This is a genomic window from Corynebacterium uberis, from assembly GCF_020616335.1.
Lineage (GTDB): Bacteria > Actinomycetota > Actinomycetes > Mycobacteriales > Mycobacteriaceae > Corynebacterium > Corynebacterium uberis.
Genome location: NZ_CP085051.1, coordinates 1,957,452 through 1,978,692, shown reverse-complemented (window position 1 = coordinate 1,978,692; position 21,241 = coordinate 1,957,452). Strand labels below are relative to the sequence as shown.

12 protein-coding genes and 1 tRNA gene are annotated in these 21,241 nt (G+C 67.4%); 11 read left to right on the top strand and 2 right to left on the bottom strand.

The features are described from left to right. Window positions 1-4 precede the first annotated feature (4 nt). From LH390_RS08975 to LH390_RS08960, 4 genes are all read left to right on the top strand, one after another. Window positions 5-868: an ABC transporter ATP-binding protein gene (locus tag LH390_RS08975; RefSeq protein ID WP_227281637.1), complete on the top strand. Its 864-nt coding sequence runs from the start codon at window positions 5-7 to the stop codon at window positions 866-868. 89 nt (window positions 869-957) lie between these two features. Next, on the top strand, window positions 958-2,046 hold the full coding sequence (fepB, locus tag LH390_RS08970; protein ID WP_227281638.1) for a Fe2+-enterobactin ABC transporter substrate-binding protein: 1,089 nt from the start codon (window positions 958-960) through the stop codon (window positions 2,044-2,046). A 157-nt stretch (window positions 2,047-2,203) separates the two neighbouring features. Then, the gene (locus LH390_RS08965; protein ID WP_227324269.1) at window positions 2,204-9,184 is read left to right on the top strand and encodes an amino acid adenylation domain-containing protein; all 6,981 of its coding nucleotides are present in this window, start codon (window positions 2,204-2,206) and stop codon (window positions 9,182-9,184) included. A gap of 3 nt (window positions 9,185-9,187) precedes the next feature. Beyond that, window positions 9,188-10,513 (top strand): MFS transporter, encoded by a 1,326-nt coding sequence (locus LH390_RS08960; protein ID WP_227281640.1) that lies wholly within the window; start codon window positions 9,188-9,190, stop codon window positions 10,511-10,513. Between the two features lie 1,148 nt (window positions 10,514-11,661). Here the strand turns inward: LH390_RS08960 and LH390_RS08955 are convergent. Then, window positions 11,662-11,735, bottom strand: a tRNA-Arg gene (locus tag LH390_RS08955). A gap of 244 nt (window positions 11,736-11,979) precedes the next feature. On the opposite strand from LH390_RS08955, the gene LH390_RS08950 reads away from it, so the two are divergent. From LH390_RS08950 to LH390_RS08920, 7 genes are all read left to right on the top strand, one after another. Beyond that, window positions 11,980-14,175 carry a bifunctional copper resistance protein CopD/cytochrome c oxidase assembly protein gene (locus LH390_RS08950; RefSeq protein ID WP_227281641.1) on the top strand — a complete coding sequence of 732 codons (2,196 nt, stop codon included), beginning with the start codon at window positions 11,980-11,982 and terminating at the stop codon, window positions 14,173-14,175. Window positions 14,176-14,316: 141 nt separating this feature from the next. Next, window positions 14,317-14,910: a single-stranded DNA-binding protein gene (locus tag LH390_RS08945; RefSeq protein ID WP_227281642.1), complete on the top strand. Its 594-nt coding sequence runs from the start codon at window positions 14,317-14,319 to the stop codon at window positions 14,908-14,910. Window positions 14,911-14,973: 63 nt separating this feature from the next. After that, on the top strand, window positions 14,974-16,644 hold the full coding sequence (ettA, locus tag LH390_RS08940; protein ID WP_227281643.1) for an energy-dependent translational throttle protein EttA: 1,671 nt from the start codon (window positions 14,974-14,976) through the stop codon (window positions 16,642-16,644). Window positions 16,645-16,787: 143 nt separating this feature from the next. Further along, window positions 16,788-17,627, top strand: a complete 840-nt coding sequence (locus tag LH390_RS08935; RefSeq protein ID WP_227281644.1) for a TIGR03943 family putative permease subunit — start codon at window positions 16,788-16,790, stop codon at window positions 17,625-17,627. Between the two features lie 11 nt (window positions 17,628-17,638). Beyond that, window positions 17,639-18,670, top strand: a complete 1,032-nt coding sequence (locus tag LH390_RS08930) for a permease (protein WP_311516882.1) — start codon at window positions 17,639-17,641, stop codon at window positions 18,668-18,670. Between the two features lie 160 nt (window positions 18,671-18,830). Beyond that, window positions 18,831-19,238 carry an acyl-CoA thioesterase gene (locus LH390_RS08925; protein WP_227282714.1) on the top strand — a complete coding sequence of 136 codons (408 nt, stop codon included), beginning with the start codon at window positions 18,831-18,833 and terminating at the stop codon, window positions 19,236-19,238. Further along, window positions 19,231-19,893, top strand: a complete 663-nt coding sequence (locus tag LH390_RS08920; protein ID WP_227281646.1) for a DUF8185 domain-containing protein — start codon at window positions 19,231-19,233, stop codon at window positions 19,891-19,893. Before LH390_RS08925 ends, LH390_RS08920 begins: the two co-directional genes overlap by 8 nt. 74 nt (window positions 19,894-19,967) lie before the next feature. On the opposite strand, the gene LH390_RS08915 is transcribed toward LH390_RS08920, so the two are convergent. Next, the gene (locus tag LH390_RS08915) at window positions 19,968-21,062 is read right to left on the bottom strand and encodes a mechanosensitive ion channel family protein (RefSeq protein WP_227281647.1); all 1,095 of its coding nucleotides are present in this window, start codon (window positions 21,060-21,062) and stop codon (window positions 19,968-19,970) included. Window positions 21,063-21,241 lie beyond the last annotated feature (179 nt).

The window sequence follows — 21,241 nt, the reverse complement described above, 5'->3', positions numbered from 1 at the left end:
AACTATGGGTACCAAGCAATTCAGGGTGGCGTCGACAAGCAGCAAGCCCCTCGCCGGAAGCACGCGCATCCGCGCCGAGGAGCTGTCCACCGGCTACGGGGAGAAAGCTATCTCCGACTCTGTGACGGTGGACATCCCCGCGCACGGGTTCACGGTGATCATCGGGCCGAACGCGTGCGGCAAGTCCACGCTGCTGCGCACCATCGCGCGCATCCAGGCGCCCCTCGGCGGGTCGGTGCTGCTCGACGGGAAGGACGTGCACCGCACGAAAACCCGCCAGCTCGCCCGGCGGCTCGGGCTGCTGCCGCAGGCGGCCGTGGTGCCCGAGCGCATGATCGTGCGCGACCTGGTGGCCCGGGGCCGCTCGCCCCACCAGGGTATTTTCAACCAATGGTCGAAGGCGGACCATGAGGCGGTGATCCGGGCCATGGAGTTGACTCGGGTCACCGACCTGGCGGACGCCGGCATCGATGAGCTCTCCGGGGGGCAGCGTCAACGCGTCTGGCTGGCCATGGTGCTAGCCCAGGACACTGAGACGGTGCTTCTCGATGAGCCCACCACCTTCCTTGACCTGGCCCATCAGATGGAACTGCTGGAGCTGTGCAAGGATCTCTACACCGCCCAGGGGCGCACCGTCGTGGCTGTGCTCCATGACCTCAACCAGGCCGCGCGCTTTGGCACGCACCTGATCGCCATGAAGTCGGGGGAGATCCTGGCCTCCGGCACCCCGGAGGAGGTGATCACCGAGGCGACGATGCGCGAGGTTTTCGGTCTGGACGCCCTGGTGATGCCCGATCCGGTCACCGGATCCCCCCTGGTCATCCCCCGCGGGCGCACCCTGCGTTCCGGAACCCTACCCGTCGGTTAAAGGCGGTGGGCCGCCGAAGGGAGCTAACCCCCTTATGGCGGAGCTGATTCCCCTCACCATCGCTCGCTTATTTGAAGAAAGGCACACGCATGACCCTCTCCATCCGCCATCGCATCAACGCGGCTGCCCTCGCCTTTGGCCTGGGCGCCACCCTGGCCGCTTGCGGCTCTGGCGATGCCACCTCCGATTCCGCGAAGGGCGATTCTCCCGCGGCAACAGCTGCTGCAACCACGGCCAAAGAAAAGGATAAGGAGTCCGATTCCAAGGACTCCGACAAGGCCAAGGAGGGTACCTGGCCGCGCACGGTTGCGACCGATGACGGCGAGGTCACCCTGGAGAAGAAGCCCGAGCGCATCGTCTCTACTGCCACCACGCTGACGGGCACCTTGCTCTCCCTGGGTGCCCCAGTCGTGGCCTCCGGCGCCACCATGGCGAACTCTCCGGAGTTCTCAGACGACCAGGGCTTCTTCAGCCAGTGGTCCGAGGCCGCCAAGAAGGCCAAGGTGGAAAAGCTCTGGGAAAACCAGGAGCCAAAGATCGAAAAAGTCGTGGACTACAACCCCGACCTGATCGTCGTTGCGAAGACCTCGGGTGACTCCGTGTTTGACCATGTCGAGGAGCTACGCAAGGTCGCGCCGGTCGTGGTGGTGGACTACTCTGACGCCGACTGGACCGAGGTCTCCGAGATGATCGCCGTGGCCACCGGCACCGAGAAGGCTCACGAGGAGGCCGTGAAGAAGTTTGAGGACCGCCTCAAGGAGGTCAAGGGCAAGATCACGGTACCGGACGAGGAAGTCTCCCCGGTGATGGTATTCGGTGATGGATCCGGTGCCGCGGCGCTGACGCAGGAGGCTCCGCAGACCCAGATCCTCAAGGAGCTCGGCTTCACGATCGCCCAGATTCCCGAGGAGGTCAAGGGCTCCGAGACAATGGGCAAGCGCGGCGACATCGTCGAGCTGTCCAACGAGAACCTGCAGAAGGGCCTGCCGGGCGGCATCTGGATCGCTGTGGGCGCCGACCCGGCCGTGCGCGAGCAGATCGAGAAGAACCCGGCTATCACCTCCTCTGAGCAGGCCAAGAGCGGCAAGATCTACTCCACCCCCGGGGAGACTTTCCGCCTGGACTACTACTCCGCGTTGATGTTCCTCGACTCCATCGAGAAGACCTTCAGCAAGTAGGACTCCGCGCTGCGGTTCAAGAACCCGCACCGTACCACCCCTGAGCAGCACCGCCCCTCCGAAGGCGGCTGCGTGAGATTCCCCCTCACACGGCCGCCTCCGTTGCGTCCATAGCACGGCGCAGACTATGCCGACGCCACAGGAATATCGAAAGTTCATGAAGAAACCGTTGGACACCCGCCCCAGCACGCCCGAGTTCCCGCCGAGATCCGCCCCGGATAAGGAGGAGGTGCCCGCGTCCGGTGCCGGAGTGGGGTATCCGCTCTCCGTCGCTCAGGAGGGAATCTGGCTTTCGGAGCAGATGTATGACGACGCAACCTCGTACGCCGTCGCCGAGATCACCACGATCACCGGCGCGCTTGACGAGGAGGCGTTCGTGCACGCCGCCCAGCACGTGCTGGCGGTGACCCCGGCCACGCGCCTGCGCCTGGTGGGGGCGAATCCGCCGCGTCAGCTTTTCGACGCACCGCCGCCTCAGGTGCGCGTTGTGGATTCCGTTGACGTCGAGGCGGTACTGGCGACTCCCGCTGATCCGTACGCGGGGTGTGTGTCCCACGCGATCGTGGAGCGCTCCGGAGCGGAATCCTACCGCTGGCTGCTGCGGGCCCACCACCTGGGCCTGGATGGCTACGCCTTCAGCCTCATCGCCGCGAACATCGCGCGGGTGTACAGAGCGCTGATAGGCGGGGCTGATCCGGCCGAGTACCCCCTCGACGCGCAGCCGAGTGAGGGAGACGTTGCCGCCTACCTTAAGGCGATTGCCGACGGTCCCGAGGCGCAGCCAGGCCCGCGGGACGTCCCGCCGCCTGCCGAACCTCTGCTCGTGGGCGGGGCCGTGCGCTCCGACTCCATGCCCATCCCCGCGCGGATCGCGGTTCCCGACCCCGCGCTGCTGATCGCCGCAGCCGCAGTGCTCAGCAGCGCGACCGGTCGGCAGCGCCGCGCCGCCGTGGTGGGAATGCACGTGATGAATCGGCAGGGCTCGCTGCGCCCGACGGTGGCAGCCACCACTCAAAACCTCACCCCGGTGGTCGTCGACGCGACCCCCGTTGCAGGGAAGGGCCTCGCGGACCTGGCCGCCCAAGCCAAGGTCGCGTGGACGCAGGCCTCTGCCCGGCAGGCGGTGCGCCACGAGAGCATCCGAGCCCAGGCGGGCCTCGCCTCCCACGAGGCGCTCGTGGACGTGGCGGTGAATCTCGTGCCCTTCAATCACTCGTATCGGCTGGGGGAGGCCACGGCGAAGGCGGCCCCGCTGCACGACGGCCCCACCGATGGCGCGGTGGTGGACGTGCGCCCCGCGGCTGGCGGTGGGTACGCCGCCACGCTGCTCACCCCCGAGGGGCTCGTCGAGGAGGAAACCCGCCGCGGGTGGGCCACCATCTTTGCCCACGCGTGGGAGGGGCTCGTGGCCGCGGAGGCGCGCGACATCGGCGAACCTGAAGAACCCGCAGACGGCCTAGACCGCCTGGCCCTCGGCGGGGTGGAACTTTACGGCGGCCCCGTACTGCGGCCGGCGGACCTTGGGGATGTGTGCGCGCTGGCGGGTGCGGGGGAATGGTTGGCCGGGCCCGACGCCCGGCTGGATCCGCGGCAGGCAGGCGAACGGGTGGACAGGCTTAGCGCCGCGCTCGAGCGGGTCGGCGTGGGCGTGGGGGACCGCGTGGCCATCGCGCTGCCCCGCGGTACCTGGTCCGTCCTTGCCCCGCTCGCCGTGTGGCGGGTGGGCGCGGCGTTCGTCCCCGTCGACGCGGCGTGGCCTGCAGCGCGCCGCGCGGAGGTGCTCGCTCAGGCGGACCCGGCCGCGATGATTGACGAGGCGTTCCTCGCCACGATCGACGAAAATCATGAAGTTCTCACCTCCAGGGTCCCGGCCGCGGTTCCCACTGAGGCGCCCGCCTACGTGCTTTTCACCTCCGGCTCAACGGGGAAGCCCAAAGGCGTGGTGATCCCGCGATCGGCGATCGCCAATTACATCTCCACGGTCCGCGACGTGCACCTGCGCCCTCTCGGTCGCCCGCGGGTGGCCCACGTGCACCCGTGCAGTTTCGATTCCTCCTTCAGCCCCTTGGCCATGTACCTGCTGGGCTGCCCACTGGACATCGCCGCCGAAGATACGATCGCTACCCCCACAGAGTTGCGGGCCTTTCTTGCTGCGCGGGAAACAGAGTTCGTGGACATCTCCCCGGCGGTGCTTGAGCGCGTACTGGCCGGCGGCGCCCTGCCCGCGCTGCGCGGCGCGTACGTGGGTGGTGACAGCTGCCCCCAGGGGCTGTGGGATACCCTGCGCGATCTGCCCCTTACCGCCGCCAACGCCTACGGTCCCACCGAGAACACCGTGGATACCACGCTGGCGTGGGTCGCGGAATACCCCGCGCCCTCGATCGGCCGGGTCTTGCCCGGCCAGGAGGGTCGAGTGGCCGACCGTTACGGGCGCGCCCTGCCCGCCGGGGTGCCTGGGGAGTTGCACGTCCGCGGCTCGTCCCTGGCAACCGGCTACCTCGGCCAACCCGCCGCCACCGCTGAGGCTTTCGCCGGCGGCTGGTACCGCACCGGCGACCTCGTGCGTGCCGATGCCTCCGGCGCATTGACGTACATCGGGCGCACCGACTCCCAGCTATCCCTGCGCGGCGTACGCATCGAGCCCGCCGAAGTCGAGGCCGCGCTCACCCGCCTGCCCGGGGTGACAAACGCCGCCGCGATCATCCGTGACGACGGGGCCGGCGAGCGGTTGGTGGGCTACGCCGTCACCGACAACCACGCGGCCTTTGACGCGGTGGCGGCCCGCAACCGGCTGCGCTCCGAGCTCCCCGCTGCCTTCGTCCCTAGCGTCATCGTCCCCATCGCCGCTCTGCCGCTGACCGAACGCGGGAAGGTGGACTCCGCGCGGCTCCCCGCGCCCATGGCCGGCGGCGCGGCGCGCAGCTCGGCGCGGCCGCTCACCCCGGCCGAGCGCCACGTGGCGCTCGGCTTCGCGCAGGTCCTGGGCTTGGACACCCCGCCGGATGACCCGGGGGCCGATTTCTTCGCGCTCGGCGGCCACTCGCTCGCCGCCGTCTCCCTCGGCACCACCCTGCCTGGTGCCCCGGGGCTCAAGGACATCCTCGACAATCCCACCGTGGCGGAACTGGCGGAGCTGATCGAGAAGACCGAGACCATTTACTACGGTGAGCCCATCGCATCCGTTGGATCCACAGGGGCGACCCGCGCGCGTGGGGTGGAGATCACCGACTCGGCCCGCTCGCTGTGGCTCGTCGAGCAGCTTCACGGGCCGAGCCACACCTACAACATCCCGGTGGTCCTCGACTGCCACCTGCCCATTGAGCGCCTCCGTCCAGCGCTGTCCGCGACGATCGCTGCTCACCGTGTGCTACGCCGCTGCCTGCCCGCGGCCGACGACGGCACGCCCACCGTCCGCGAGTTCTCCGCCGCGGAGATAAACGACGCGGTGCGGATCACCGACTTCGCCGACCCGGCGCCCATCGACGTCACCTCCGAGCTACCCGTGCGCGCCCACTACGAGGGGCGGGGCGCCACGGTGCTCACCTTCCACCACACTGCCATCGACGGTGGCGCGCTCCCACGCGTGCTGGACACCTTCGCGCGCGCCTACGCCGCTACAGGCCCATCCGCCGCCGGGGAAGCGTTCCCCGCATTGGGCGGCGCCGACCCCCTGCCAGCCCCGGCGCCGACGACTGGCACGGACCTTGATTTCTGGCGCGAGTACCTCGCAGGGCTGCCCACGGAGATCACGCTGCCGTGCGACTACCCGCGGCCTGCCACCCGGGACGGGCGCGGCGGGGAATACGTGCTTGACCTCGGCGGCGAGGCCAGCGCCGCCGTTGTGGGGCTGGCCCGCCGCACCGGGTCCACCCCCTTCGCCGTCATCCACGCCGCGCTGGCCACCTTGTTGCACCGTTGCGGCGGCGGCGAGGACATCCCCATCGGCACGGTCTACGCCAACCGCGTAGATGGCTCCGCAGTCGCCTGCCTCGCAACCACGGTCGTCACCCGCACGAGTCTGGAGGGCAACCCCACCTTCGCCGAGGTCATCGCCCGCACCCGCGGGGAGTGGCTCAATCACGCGCATAACTGTCTCGACGACGTCGTCGCCGCGGTCGGCCCCCAGCGCACCCAGGGCGTGCACCCGCTTTTCCAGGTTCTGCTCGTCTCCCAGGACGCCCCCGATCTCCAGATCGACCTGGGCCTCGGCCGCCCAGTGATCGCCCGCGTGTGCGGCACCGGTACCGCCAAGTTCGACCTCACCGTGGAGATCATCCACTGCGCCGATGCGACCATCGCCCTGCGCTTCGAGTACGCCAGCGACCTCTGGCGCGCGGAGACAGTGAGCACCTTCGCCGACTGGCTGAGCGGGATCCTCGAGCGCGCCGCCGAGAATCCGTCAGCGCGCATCGGGACGCACCCCCTGGGTGCCCCTGGGGAGCGCACCGCCGTCACGGCGCCCCGCGCTGACTTCCCGGGCGTCGGCACCCTGCACGCCGCCGTGGAGCGAGCCCTGGTGAGCTACCCGGATCGCGTGGCCATCACGGACGCCACCGGGGCCGGCGCGCAGTACACCTACCGCCAGCTGGACGCCGACACTGCTGGGCTCGCGGCCGCGCTCAACGCCCGGGGCATCGGTGCCGGGGACCGCGTAGCGGTGCTCGCTGAGCGCGGCTATGCCCAGGTTCGCGCGATCATCGGTGTCGTGCGCGCCGGGGCCTGCTACGTCCCGCTCGACCCGGCTTACCCGACGGCCCGCCTGCGCTCCACATTTGACGACGCGGACGTCGCGGCTATGGTCATCGGCTCCCGCAGAGTCCTCGCCGCCCACTCCGGGCTCGTCGATGCGATCGTGGGGGACCGCGGATCGGCAGAGGCGGAGCGAGCTCCTGTGTCATTTGTCGATCTTGACGGCCGTGACGTGGGAGTCGGCTTCCGCGCCGACGCGCCCGCCCCCGGAGCAGCACACTGCCCCGCGCCGCGGACCGTACCGACCGAGGAGGACCCGGCGTACGTGATCTTTACCTCGGGTTCCACCGGTCGTCCCAAAGGCGTGGTGATCCCGCAGTCCAACGTGCCGCGTCTGTTTGCCGCCACCGAGGAGCATTTCAATTTCGGGCAGCACGACGTGTGGACGGCCTTCCACTCCTTCGCATTCGACTTCGCGGTGTGGGAGCTCTACGGGGCCCTACTCTATGGCGGGCGGCTCGTGCTGGTCGGCGCTGATACCGCGCGTTCTCCGCAGGAGTTTGCCGGGTTGCTTGCTGACCAGGGCGTCACGGTGCTCAACCTCACCCCTTCGGCTTTCGCTCAGCTCACCTTGGCCGAGGCGGAAAGCCCTTCGGCGCTGAGCCTGCGTACGGTGATCCTCGGCGGCGAGGCCATGGACCCCAACGTGGTGAGCGCTTGGTTCGGTATCCACCCCGCCGGTAGCCCGGAGGTGGTCAACATGTACGGCATCACCGAGACCACGGTGCACGTCACTTATCAGCTTCTCGATGCTGCGCTGTTGGCCGCGGGCGGTAGCGCCGTGGGCGAGCCCATCTCGGACCTCGGTCTGTACTTGCTCGACGCCTATGGACACCCGGTCCCCGAGGGAGTGGTGGGCGAGATCCACGTGTCAGGCGCTGGTCTCGCCGCGGGGTACCTGGGCCGCGAGGAGCTCAGCGCCCAACGCTTCGTGCCTGATGGAACCGGGGTGACAGCCGGGCGCATGTACCGCTCGGGGGATCTCGCGGTGCGTCGCCGCCGTGACCACGTCCTGGAATTCCGCGGGCGCAGCGACCGGCAGGTCCAGCTGCGCGGCTTCCGCATCGAACTCGGCGAGGTGGAATTGGCCGCCGTGGCGGCGGTCGACGAGGTCCGCTGGGCTCACGCGCGCGTGCTCGACGAGCGCATCGTGGCCTACGTCGTGGGCCCCGACCCAGCCACCGCCGACCCGATCGCCCTGCGCCACGCCATCGCCGATGCCTTACCCGTGCAGATGGCCCCGGGTGCGGTGGTGGCGATCCCCGAGGTGCCGCTGACCGTCAACGGTAAGCTTGACACCGCGGCGCTGCCCGCCCCGGACATCAAGGCCTCTGCTGGCCGCGCCCCTGAGGGGCCGCTCGAGTCCGCTATCGCCGAGGCCTTCACCGAGGTGCTGGGCCTGGAGTCCGTCTCTGCCGAGGATTCCTTCTTCGACCTCGGCGGCCACTCGCTGCTCGCCGTGGGGCTCACCGGGTTGATCGGCGAGCTCACCGGCCATGAGCTGCGGGTGGGGACCGTGATGGCGAACCCCACTCCGGAGCTACTCGCCCAAGCCTTGGGCGGGGAGGTCTCCGTCGCGGTGGATCTGCAGGTGCTCCTGCCACTGCGCCGCTGTCCAGCAACCGACCTCGGCGTGGTCGTGGCGATCCACCCGGCTGGGGGCCTGTCCTGGTGTTACTCGGGGCTCCCGCGGCAGCTGCCAGACGAGTTACCGGTGTGGGGCCTGCAAGCACGCGGAGTGTTGAACCCGGATGACCAGCCGGGCTCGCTGGCCGAGATAGCCGATGATTACATCGCCCAGATCAAGTCCGTCGCCCCCACGGGCCCGTACCACATCGTGGGCTGGTCGTTGGGCGGCATGGTGGCCCACGTCATGGCGGCCCGGCTCGGGAAGGAAGCGGGCGTGGTTGCGCTGCTCGATGCCTACCCCTCCGAGGCTGAGGCTGGGGTTGAAGAGCCGCCGCTGGAGGACGCCCTGTCCGCGGTGCTCGCCATGGCCGGCCTCGACGACGACGAATTTGGTGGGGAGGAACCCACCTTCGAAGCCATGGCGGGCATCCTTACCCGCCGTCACTCGCCGATGGCTGGGTTGGACATCGCTACGCTTCGCGCGATCGTGGCCACCTACCGCAACACCGCCCGCATCCTGCGCGAATACGCGCACGAAAGCTACGGCGGCGAGGTGTACTTCTTCCGCGCTGCGCGCGCCGGGATCGGCCCAGATCATGACCCACACGAGTGGGACGCCTACCTGGACAAGCCCATGCGCATCATCGACGTGGACTGCACGCACCGGGAGATGACGCGCCCCGGGCCCATCGCCGCCATTGGCGCGGTGGTCGCCCAGGCCATCCTCGAGAACGCGCGCGCGGCGGGGGAGCGAGGCTAGGCGATGGGCAAGATCATCGTGTATTTGCTGGCCATGGCGGCCAACGGCTTTGACTCCACCGTGATAAACCCGGCGCTGCCGCTGATAGCCGAGGACTTCGGCGTGCACGGGGTGGCCTTGAGCGCCGTGGAGTGGGCATTCCTCATCGCCTCGGCGGTGGTATTACCCGCTGCCGGGCGCTGCGCGTCCACCTTCAGTGCCCAGCGGGTGTTCGTGTGGTGCCTGGGTGGCTTTACCGCCGGGCTCGCCCTTTCCGCCAGCGCGCAGAGCCTCGGCTGGCTGGTAGCGGGAAGGGTGGTCCAGGGCGTGGCCTCCGGGGTGCTCGTGCCGGTGGGCCTGGCGATGGTCTACCGCGGGGCCACCGGCGCGCAACGCCTGCGCATCGCGCAGATCACGCTGGTGCCGCTGACCATCGCGCCGATGCTTGGCCCGGTGGCCGGCGGGTTTATCGCGGGGCACGTGGGCTGGCGCTGGGTGTTCGCCGTAATCATCCCCGTTGTCCTCTGTACCGCGGCTGCCGCGATGTTCGTGCTCCACCCGCAGCCGGTGAACAAACTGGAGCGGGGTTGGGCCGGACTGCTCACCGGCTGCGTGGCTTGCGCCGCGGTGGTCTCCGCCGGTCCGCTCTTCGTCGCCGGGATCAACCCCGGTCAGTCCCTACGCCTCGCCCACCTGGTGGCTGGGTGCGCGCTCGCCGTCGTCGGCGTGGTTGCCGGGCGCAGAGCGCTGGCCACCGGCGACGTGGATGTCACCATGTGGCGTGCCCCTGCCTTCGGCCCGGCGAGCTGGTTCATCGCGCTGGCCTCGGCCGGACTGGCCGGGTTCCTCTTCGTGGTGCCGCTCAACGCGGCCGCATACGGTTCCACTCCGCAGCAGATCGGCCTGCTCATGTTCCCGGAGACCGTGGGGCTGCTCGTTGGCGGCCAATGCGTTGCCGCCCTGGCCTCCCGCCTGGGGGCGTGGAACGTCGCGGCCGCCGGAGCGGTGGCGGCGTGCGCGGTGGTGGTCGCCGTGCTGACTCTCTCGATCGGTGGGCCGTTGTGGGTTTCCATGCTGGCCATGGCAGCGTTTTCGATGTGCCTCTCACAGGGGGTGCTGCTCGCCCAAACGGCCGCGTTCTACGGGATGGGCGAGGACGACACTGACGAGGCCACCTCGATGCTCATGATCCACCGCGGCCTGGCCTCCGCCTGGGGCGTGGCCGTGGTGGCTGCGGCATTAGCGATCAGTCCGGCGGCCGCGGCTGTGACGATTAGCGCGCTCATCCTCGCGGGCGTCGCCGTCGGTGCACGACTCGGACGCGCCACCTGGCAGCAGGCAACGGTGTAGATGCTCGGTGGGCCTCACCCGCCAGCTCGCCCAGTCGTGCCCGCCGCCGGGAATGGTGAGCCGCAGGCCGCTGCTCTCCCGCGGCCAGCCGAGGGCCCCGTCGAGCATGTGCACCCGCGCGGCCGAGAGCCGCTCCTGTATGTCGATCTCGAGATGAAAGCCCGGGCGTGGGCGATGAGCTGCCCGTCGACGCCGACGTGCACGCCGCTACTTCCGGGTTGGAACCAGGTGGCAGGCGATTGCGCGATGATGTGGTCGAATACCCCGGGGGTCACCGCCGCCGCGTAGGCCGCTGCCAGCCCTCCCAGGGGATTGGTCCGCTATGATCGAGGTGGCCTAACCCATACCCGCCCTGTGCCGCGCTCCGCCCCGAATTCCCGCCGCGACCAGGGCAGCACGCTACCGGCAATATCGCGTAAGAAAACAGCGTTGGCGCTGAGGGGGTACTTCCTGTTGGCTACTGATTTGGTGGCAAGCCCCACCGCTACCGGTGGAAGCTCGCCTGTGGCGATCGCCTTGTTGAGCACCTCGGCCAGGCGGAGCCGGTGCAACCACGTGTGATCGTCGAAAAGCATGATCACCCCGTGCGGCGAGCCGCTGTGAATTGGCGGCTGGTAGAGCAAGGCGCGCTGCGTCCCGGTCCGCTGAAGGGAAAGCGTCCCAGTTTGCACGCCGGGCGACTCGAGGGGTGATCCCCCTCAATGTCGCCGCGCTCCCACCACGGATCGGGGGTCGCCCCGGTGTCGACTACCGGCGGGTGCGGGGAGTTCGGGTGAAGAAAACCGGAGACCGTGCCGTGCGTCGGTGGACCCAACCGCCGGGTCGCTCCGGGGGCGAGGCACTCGAAGGCATTGGGCGGCTTGGTTGGCTTATCCACGAGGGATAGCTAGCCATGGAGCAGCCATCGATGATGAAGCGTTTTGACAGCGGATCTTCCAACACCCAGCCTGGTAGTTGCTGCCGAATGCCCAACTCCTTGTTCGAACAGCTTGACTAAGTGCGCTTGTTGATGCTCGGTAAGTGTGCTTCGTGCTCTCATGAACTGCTCCCTATAGTGGATGTCTGTTTTCGCAGTCCAACTAAGGGGGAGCAGTTCAGAATCAATCGGGGGTCATCCCAACCCACACCTCACCCACCGCAAGAAAAAGCGCCCCCAGCAGGACTCGAACCCGCGACCAGCCGGGTAGAAACCGGATGCTCTAATCCACTGAGCTATGGGGGCTTGGCAGCGGTCACAAGGAGCACGCCCGCGGGTGATGCCCGAGGCGCGCAGCCAGTCAACCACGGTTGCCTGGCGTGTAACCACCTGCCAGGGAAGAACTTTAGCGCATTGACGGCGTTTGCCTATAACGTGCCCTAAGCGCGGTACCCGGTGTATGGGGTGGGGCCCATAGGGTGGGCCCGCATGACCGTTGTCGTGCCTACCCGTATGGGTGAGCGGGGGCGTCAGCAGTAGGGTTGTGGTCATGAAAACTCCGGGTGAAGTGGGTGAGGCTGTGTCCGCAGGGCGTTCCGGCGGTGAGGAGCGTGCGCGGGGTGAGCGGGGGGCGTCGATAAGCGTCGGTGCAGGCACCAAGACGAGCACTACCACCCGCAGGGCGCACGGCAGCTGGTGGCTGTATGCGGTGTTCGGTGTGGTTGCCGGGGTGGTCGCGGCGAGCATTTCGTGGGGGTTTTTGTCGGCGTCCCTGGCGGCGTTGGGTATCCCGGATCCGGGTCCGTTGACTACGGCGGGCTTGCCGTTTGTGCGCGCGGCGGCGTGGATTGCTGCTTCGGTGGCGGCTGGGTCTTTCCTGGCGGCGGGGTTCCTCATCTCTCCGCGGGTGGGCGACGGTAGCGAGGTGTCGTTGCGTGATGCGCCGCTGACGGTGGATGGGCACGTGGCGGGGCGGACGGGCGCGTGGGCGTCGTTAGTGTTGGCGGGCTGTGCCACGGTGCTTATCCCGCTGACGCTTTCCGACGTCTCCGGCACCCCGTTGTCCGGTACTCTCCAGCCGAGCGCGTGGGCGCTGGCGCTGGATCAGGTGCCGGCGGCGCTGGCGTGGATGTGGGTGGCCATGATCGCGGCGGTGACGGGCGTGGGGGGTTTGGTCTCGCGGCGGTGGGCGGGCCAGCCGGTGTTGCTGTTGGGTTCGCTTCTTGCGGTGGTGCCGCTGGGGATGCAGGGCCACTCGGCGGCGGGTGGCGACCATGATTACGGCACCAACTCGTACCTGTGGCATGTCATCTTCCTGGTGTTGTGGATCGGTGGGCTGATCGCCTTGATCGCGCATTGCCGGCGGCTGGGCCCGGGCATGGCGGTGGCGGTGCGGCGCTACTCGGCGTTGGCGCTGGTGTGCGTGGTGGTCATGGCGGCTAGTGGCCTAATTAATGCGGTGATCAGGATCGAGTGGCAGGACTGGCTGACCACCACCTATGGGCGCATCATCGTGGCCAAGACGGTGGGCGTGGTGGTGTTGGCGCTGCTGGGTTTTGTGCACCGGCAGTGGACCATCCCACAGCTGGAGCGAGAGCCGGGAAATCCGCGCCCGTTCTACCGGGTTGCGGTGGTCGAGGTGCTGGTCATGGCGGCGGTGACGGGCGTTGCCATCACCATGGGGCGCACGCCTCCGCCTCCGCCGCGGGACCCGAACCTGTCTGCCATGGCTATCAAGATCGGCTTTGATCTGCACCAGCCGCCCACGTTCTGGAACGTGTGGACGATGTGGCGCTTTGACATCCTGTTTAGTTCGCTGGCTGTGATCATGGCGGCGTGCTACCTGCGTGGGGTGCTGCGCTTGCGCGCTCGTGGGCAGCGCTGGCCGTGGGTGCGTACGGCGTGGTTCATGGCCGGCTGCATCAGCCTGGGGCTCATGATGAGCTCCGGCATGGGCATGAACATGATGGCCCTGTTTTCCATGCACATGGTGGTGCACATGGGCCTGACCATGGTCATCCCGGTGTTTCTGGTGCTGGGCAACCCGCTGACCCTGATCATGGAGGCCACCGAGCCTGGTCCGCCCGGCCAACCCGGCCTGCGCGAGTGGACGCAGGCGCTGTGCCAGTCCCGCATCATCGGGGTGCTCACCCACCCGGGGGTCAACACGGTGCAGTTTGTCACCATCTTCTACCTGCTGTATCTCACGCCGTTTTATCCGATGCTCGTCTCTGAGCACGGCGGGCATGTGGGCATGAATGTGCTGTTCTTGCTGTCCGGCTACATCTATTTTTGGGACATGATTGGCTCTGACCCGGTACCCAACCGTCGCAAGCCCACGGTGCGGCTGTGGTGGCTGTTGCTGTCCATGCCTTTCCACCTCTACTTTGGCGTGTACCTCATGCAGCTGACCACGGTGATCGCCCAGGACTTCTACCAGTCCTTGTTGCTGCCGTGGGATCCGGACCTGCTGGCGGATCAGCGCGTGGGCGGCGGCATCGCCTGGGCGTCCGGTGGCTTTCCGCTGCTGGTGGTCTTTGGCGTGCTGTTTTATCAGTGGCGCCAGGATGATCAGCGCACTGAGCGTGCCTATGACAAGCAGGCTGAAGACGATGGCGATGCCGAAATGGAGGCCTACAACCAGATGCTCGCCCGCATGAGTTCGGGGCAGGAGTCCGCCGCACCGTATTACTCCGCGGACTACTACACCCGCGAGTTCGGCGAGGACGGTTCTGTGGACAAATAGGGGTTGTCCACAGGGGTTGCTATTGCTTATCGACGCCCCCGGCCCCGCGGCAGCACACCGCGGCAAGGTGGCAGGTGGTTGCGCTACACGCGTCGCGCTTCCGCATCCTGGCCACCAACTACCACAAGGGGGACAACCACCATGGCCAACTCACCAATTTGTCTGTCCGGCAACCTCACCCACATGCCGCAGCTCACGCGCACCCCATCCGGGGCGCTGGTCTGCCGCCTGCGCATGGCCGCGGATCGGCGCACCCGCGGTGCCGGGACCAACGATGTATGGGAGAAGACCGACGAACTGTTCATCGATGTGGAAGCCTGGGGGGATTTGGCCTACAACTGCCGGACGTCGCTGCTCAAGGGCATGCCCGTCATCGTCTCCGGGCACCTGGTCACCAGCACGTGGCAGGACCGCGAGACGGGGGATAATCGCTCCAAGATCATGCTGCGCGCCCGCGTGGTGGGGGTGGATATGAACCGGGTTCACGTGTCCACCCGGCGCTGCCGGGTGACCCCCTGGGTCACCGACACCGGCCAGGCCTATGCCGCCCTGGAGCCGGACGAGCAGTTCATAGACAAGGACCTGTGGACGCGCCCTAAGGACGAATTCGTGGTCCCGCCGCGCGAGGAAGACCAGCCCGCACCGGCAGAATCTGACGGTGGACCCGCCGATAAACTGCCCCAGGTGCCGCGCTCCCCGGAGCCTCATCCGGAGCCGGACCCGGTCGCGGCGTGAGTATTGGGCCCGTGGGGTACCCTCGTAGTGATTGATTGCTAGCTCGACGACACAAGGGGAACCATGGGCGAGTTCATCTACACGATGAAAAACGTACGCAAGGCCGTTGGTGACAAGGTCATTTTGGACAACGTCACCATGGCCTTTTATCCGGGCGCCAAGATCGGCGTGGTGGGCCCTAACGGCGCCGGAAAATCTTCGATCCTCAAGATCATGGCCGGACTGGACCAGCCCTCCAACGGCGAGGCCTTCCTTGACCCGGGCGCCACCGTGGGCATCCTGCTCCAGGAGCCGCCGCTCAATGAGGACAAGACGGTGCGCCAGAACGTCGAAGAAGGCCTGGGCGACATCTTTGAAAAGAAGCAGCGCTTCGAGGCCATCGCAGAGGAGATGGCCACCAACTACACCGATGAGCTCATGGAAGAAATGGGCAAGCTCCAAGAGGAGCTGGATCACGCGGACGCCTGGGAGGTGGACTCCAAGATCGAGCAGGCCATGGAGGCGCTGCGCTGCCCGCCCGGAGACGAGCCCGTCACGCATCTTTCCGGTGGTGAGCGCCGCCGCGTAGCGCTGGCCAAGCTCCTGCTTTCTGAGCCCGACTTGCTGCTGCTTGACGAGCCCACCAACCACCTCGACGCCGAGTCCGTGCAGTGGCTGGAACGCCACCTGCAAAACTACAAGGGCGCCGTGCTGGCCGTGACCCACGACCGCTACTTCCTGGACCACGTCGCCGGCTGGATCTGTGAGGTCGACCGCGGTCAGCTCTACCCCTACGAGGGCAACTACTCCACCTACCTGGAGACCAAGGCCAAGCGCCTGGAGGTTGCCGGCAAGAAGGACGCCAAGCTGCGCAAGCGACTCAAGGACGAGCTCGCCTGGGTGCGCTCCGGGGCCAAGGCCCGGCAGGCCAAGAACAAGGCCCGCCTGGAGCGCTATGAGGAGATGGCCGCGGAGGCGGAGAAGTACCAGAAGCTCGACTTCGAAGAAATCCAGATCCCCACCCCGCCGCGCCTGGGCAACAAGGTCGTTGAGGTCAAGGACCTTGAAAAGGGCTTTGACGGCCGCGTGCTCATCAAGGACCTCACCTTCACGCTGCCGCGCAACGGCATCGTGGGCGTGATCGGCCCCAACGGCGTGGGTAAGACCACGCTGTTTAAGACCATCGTGGGCCTGGAGCAGCCGGACTCCGGCACCGTCGAGGTCGGCGAGACCGTCAAGCTGTCCTACGTGGACCAGAACCGGGAAAACATCGACCCGGAGCAGACCGTCTGGCAGGTTGTCTCGGACGGGCTGGACTTTATCAAGGTCGGCCAAAATGAGATGCCCTCCCGCGCCTACCTGTCCGCCTTCGGGTTCAAGGGGCCGGATCAGCAAAAGCCCTCCAAGGTGCTCTCCGGCGGCGAGCGCAACCGCCTCAACCTGGCGCTGACACTTAAGCAGGGCGGCAACCTGATCCTGCTTGACGAGCCCACCAACGACCTGGACGTGGAAACCCTGGGCTCCCTGGAAAACGCCCTGACCAAGTTCCCCGGCTGTGCCGTGGTCATCTCCCACGACCGCTGGTTCCTGGACCGCACCTGTACCCACATCCTGGCCTGGGAAGGCAATGTGGCCGAAGGCCAGTGGTTCTGGTTCGAGGGCAACTTCGAAGACTATGAGAAGAACAAGGTCGAGCGCCTGGGCGCAGAGGCCGCCAAGCCCTCGCGTGTGACGCACCGAAAGCTCTCCCGCTAGCTCATAACGTCCAGCCCCCGCCCCGAACCTTGAGGGCGGGGGCTTCGGCCGTTCGTGGCGCGCCGCGTGATCCTGGCCTGGGGCCGGCCACCCCCCGGAGGGATCACGCGTGCAGAAGGTGCGTAGCGGTAACCTGAAGAGCCGTGAGCGGGCACGCGACAGGCCACACGGGCCACCAGCATCGCCTTGATCCCACAGGTGCGGGCAACGCCACCGCGGCGAGCATTCTGACGGTCTTGGGCGCCATTCTGATCACCCTTGCGGTCACTGGGCGAGTGCAGCGCTATGTGCAGCCGGCGTTTAGCCCGTGGGTGTGTGTTGCCGGGGCGTTCCTGGTGGGCTTGGGCGGTTGGTCCTTGACCGTGGTGGCTCGGCAACAGCGCGCGGCGCAGCGTGCGGCGCGTCGGGGTGGATCGGGAGTGCTCGATGCTGCGAGCCCCATGCGGGCGACCTCCTGGTTGTTGCTGGTGCCGGTGGCGTTGGTGCTGCTGAGCCTGCCGGAGCCGTTGGGATCGGCCATGCTGGGTGCGCAGTCGGTCGGGGGAACGCTGGCGCACCAGGGTGCCGGGCAGGCAGCGCGGCTGCATCGGGCCGGCGGCGATCCTTCCGCGCGGGCCGCGTTCCCGCCGCTGCCCGCCGAGGAGGCTGCTGGCACCGGTGTGGAGATCAGCCTGGAGGAGCTGGCGGATCGGCTCAACTTTGGCGATGCCCAGGAATTGGATGGAGTTCGGGTGCGGCTGGTGGGTTTTAGCGCCGCTGGGGAGGGGCGGCTTGATCAGCTGTACCGGTACAAGATCTATTGCTGCGCGGCGGATGCCCTGGCCTATAGTGCGCGCCTGGTTGGCGCCCCGGTGGAGGCCCGGGAGGATCAGTGGTGGGAGGTTACGGGGACGGTGGACGTGGGGGCGTCGATAAGCGGTGTGCCCGCGGTGGTCGTCGAGCAGGCGGTGGCGGTGCCGCGGCCGGAAAGGCCGTACCTATGAGCGCGCCGAGTATGCCAGCAGTCCGGCGCGCGGCGGCGCCGTGGTGGCTGGCCCCCAGCGTGGGGTTGGGGGTGGCTGTCGCGGCGGTGGCGCTGGGCGTGGCACACGGTCCTGTGGTGCCGCTCCATGGGCTAGCCCAGTCGTGGGCGGCCATCGCAATCGCGGTGGTGTTCCAGGCGTTGCCCTTTTTGGTGTTGGGGGTCTGCGTGTCCGGGGCGATTAGCGCCTTCGCCCCGGAGGCCGCTATTCGTCGGGTGACGCCGCGCTCGCCGTTTGTGGCGGTGCCGGTGTTTGTGGGGGGCGGGTTTTTCTTGCCGGGGTGTGAGTGCGGTGCGGTTCCGGTGGCGCAGACGTTGGCGCGCCGGGGAGTCCCCGCTGCCGGGGTGGTGGCGTTCATGCTGGCCAGCCCGGCGATTAATCCGGTGGTGTTGGTCTCTACGGCGGTGGCTTTTTCCGGCCAGCCGGCGATGGTGTGGGCGCGTCTGGCGGCCTCGGTGGGCGCTGCCGTGGCGGTGGGGTGGCTGTGGGTGATCATCGGCAATCCCTTTCCGGGGGAGGAAGACGCGGGTGCTTCGGGGTGCTGTGCTGCGCCGGGAGTCGATCACAGCGCAGCGCCGCGACTATCGGTGGCGCAGCGCTGGGAAGCATTTCGCGCCGTGGCAGTGCATGATCTGATGAATGCCGGTGGCTATTTGTGCATGGGGGCATTGTGCGTGGCACTTATTAAGGTGGCGGTTCCGGGGTCCTGGTTGAGTGCGGTGGGGGACTCCCCGTGGGGTGGGTGTGTACTCATGGCGGTGTTAGCGGTGGTATTGGCGTTGTGTTCTGAGGCGGACGCGTTTATTGCGGCGTCTTTTACCCTGGTTTCTCCGACGGCGCAGTTGGTGTTTATGGTGGTCGGCCCGATGGTTGATGTGAAGTTGGCGGCGATGCAGTATGGGGCGTGGGGCGGGCGCTTTGTGCGGGTGTTTGTTCCGGTGACCGCGGTGGTGGCGGTGTGTAGTGCGGTTGTGGTCGGGGTTGCGGTGTTTGGTGGGGTGTAGGACACCCGCGGCGTCGACAAGCGGCCCGTCCGCGGCTAGCGTGGCAGGGGTCACTATGGTGGCGAGTATCGGGACGCCTATCGGCGGTTGGTGGGTGGTCCAGAAGATGAAAGGCGAGTGACGTATCGTGGATATTCCCGCTTCGGCGGCGGTGCACCGCATGTTGGTGCCGCTGCGGTGGTCTGATTTTGACCGGTTTGGGCATATGAACAATGCCCAATATGTGGAGGTTGCCCAGGAGGCGCGGCTGCGTTTTGCGCTCGATGAGTTTGGGCGATTTGGCCAGGAGGTTCCCGCCTTTTTTGTGCGCCATTTGGACGTGGATTATCTCAAGCCGGTCATCCCGGATGCCACGAATAAGGTTCTGGTGGAAACGCGGGTGGATGATATTGGGCGGTCCTCGCTGACCACGGTGCAAGAGATTAAGGATGCCCAGGGGCGCATCGCGTGTGTGGTGCGGTGTGTGCAGGTGGCGGTGGATGTAGAGACGTCGACGCCGCGGGCGATTACCCAGCAGGAGCTCAAGGTGCTCACCGCAGGCCCGGCCCCGGCGCAGCTCGATGAGTGAGCAGGAGACCCTGCGGGTCACGGGTGGCGGCTCGGGTTTGGAGGCCTTGGTTGCCCGGGCCTGCGGGCTGGATGCTTCCGCGATGGCGCGCCTGCGCCAGCGTGGGGACTCGGTGGAGGTGTACGTGACCACGCCGTTTGGGGTGGTGGCGTCGCGGCGCGTGGAGGGGCGTGCGGGCCGCGATGGCGCGGTGGTGAGCGCCCAGGTGCTGTATTCCCAGCTGTCTTTGCTCAATAGTGCGACGCCGTCGCCGATGACCCTCCAGTTGGGCGCCCCGCGGGATCCGAGCTGGCCGGGGGCGCTGCCGCCGGTTGGCGGCTTTCAGCTGGTCGATGAGGTGCCGGTGAGTGTCGCGCGGGAGTTGGCGGATAAGGGCCAGGCGTTGGCGCGCCAGTTTTCCGGACCGCTGGGCCCGCCGGCCAGTTTGCTTAACCAGACGGTGGTGGAGGTGGATTCCGCCGACGGGCATGTGCATGCGGCGATCCCCATGCGCATGATCTTTACCTGCGTGTCCCTGGGGCTGATTCCCAGTTTTGCGGCGCCGTTGGACATCCCCCGTCACCTGCGGGTTTCTACAACTGGACGGTGGGTGCGTATCGACGCCCCCTTTGGCACCGTCTACCACTCCGAGCGGTTCTCTTTGCTGGTGGGCTAAAGCAGATGCCCCGCCCCAGGGCGCCGGCGACGCGGCGGGCTGGGGGCGGGGCGTAGGGGGGTGGTGTGAAGCGGCTAGCTTAGCCCTTCGCCGGCTTCCTCGGAGGCCAGCGCCGTGGTGGAGGTCGGGGCGGAGCCGCCGATGCCGTAGGGGTAGGGCACGGGGATGCCGTTGGTGCGCATGGCGGCGATGATGCGGGCCTTGACGTAGCGGTTGACGTCCCAGTGCTTGCCGGGGATGGTGTTGATGACTACCCGGTAGACGATGTGGTCAATGCCAAAGTCGGAGATGCCCTTGAAGATGGGCTCGTTGATGACGTAGGAGGCGATGGCCTCGTCGTGGCAGGCTGCGGCGGCGGCCTCCCGGATGACGGTGGCGGCTTCGTCGTAGTCGGCGGAGTGCGCCACGGGGATCTCCAGGCGGGCCACGGAGAACTGGTCGGTGGAGTTGCCCACGCGCAGGATCTCGCCGTTGCGGACGTACCACAGGACGCCGTCGACGTCGCGCACGGTGGTCAGCCGCAGGGAGAGTTCTTCGACGGTGCCGGTGATGCCGGTGGCCAGGTTGACCTCATCGCCGACGCCAAACTGGTCTTCCAGGAGCATGCAGATGCCGGCCAGGAAGTCCTTGACCAGGGATTGGGCGCCAAAACCGAGGGCGACGCCGATGACGCCTGCGGAGGCGACCAGGGGTCCAACATCCATGCCGATGGCCTTGAGGATGTTGAGGATGCCGAAGGCCCAGACGACGACGGCGACGGCGGACTTGGCCACGCCGGCGAGGGTCTTCATGCGCGCCTGGCGGCGCTGCTGCTGGGCCTTGGTGGCGGCGATGACGCGGGCGGGCAGGGACTCGCCCTCCTTGAGGTTGGCTCGGGCGAGGGCCTCGGCCTTGGCGTTGGAGCTTTGGGCGTGTTTGTCCACGCCTTTATCGATGAGCCTATTGAGCACGCCTCTGACGATGAGGACGGCGATGATGATGGCAATGATCTGGAGGGGTTTGAAGATCAGCCATGTTTTGGCGGCGTCGCTTTGGAACCAATCGGTAATTCCGTGCGTCCACTTGGAGCTGGTTTTCCCTACCGTGTCGAGGGCGTCCTCGGCGAGCAGGGTAGGAGTAGCGAGGTGATGGGACAGTATGGGCAGCGTATGTGGAATCGCTGTGAACATTTCTGAAATCACATGACTCACTCTAGCGTTCCATGATGGCGTGATGGAAGGCGAAAAGGACCATAGTTTTGTGCTCAAACTATGAATTGTGTTACCAGGCCGTGTGCTGCATCTCCACGGGTAAATACCGTAATAGTGCTGTCTAAAGGTCTAGTGGCTGGTAGGGGTGCTGTCGCGGG

Coding starts and splice junctions, on each gene's coding strand:
- LH390_RS08975 (WP_227281637.1), top strand. CDS start 5: ATGGGTACCAAGCAATTCAGGGTGGCGTCGACAAGCAGCAAGCCCCTC.
- fepB (WP_227281638.1), top strand. CDS start 958: ATGACCCTCTCCATCCGCCATCGCATCAACGCGGCTGCCCTCGCCTTT.
- LH390_RS08965 (WP_227324269.1), top strand. CDS start 2,204: ATGAAGAAACCGTTGGACACCCGCCCCAGCACGCCCGAGTTCCCGCCG.
- LH390_RS08960 (WP_227281640.1), top strand. CDS start 9,188: ATGGGCAAGATCATCGTGTATTTGCTGGCCATGGCGGCCAACGGCTTT.
- LH390_RS08950 (WP_227281641.1), top strand. CDS start 11,980: ATGAAAACTCCGGGTGAAGTGGGTGAGGCTGTGTCCGCAGGGCGTTCC.
- LH390_RS08945 (WP_227281642.1), top strand. CDS start 14,317: ATGGCCAACTCACCAATTTGTCTGTCCGGCAACCTCACCCACATGCCG.
- ettA (WP_227281643.1), top strand. CDS start 14,974: ATGGGCGAGTTCATCTACACGATGAAAAACGTACGCAAGGCCGTTGGT.
- LH390_RS08930 (WP_311516882.1), top strand. CDS start 17,639: ATGCCAGCAGTCCGGCGCGCGGCGGCGCCGTGGTGGCTGGCCCCCAGC.
- LH390_RS08925 (WP_227282714.1), top strand. CDS start 18,831: ATGTTGGTGCCGCTGCGGTGGTCTGATTTTGACCGGTTTGGGCATATG.
- LH390_RS08920 (WP_227281646.1), top strand. CDS start 19,231: ATGAGTGAGCAGGAGACCCTGCGGGTCACGGGTGGCGGCTCGGGTTTG.
- LH390_RS08915 (WP_227281647.1), bottom strand. CDS start 21,062: ATGTTCACAGCGATTCCACATACGCTGCCCATACTGTCCCATCACCTC.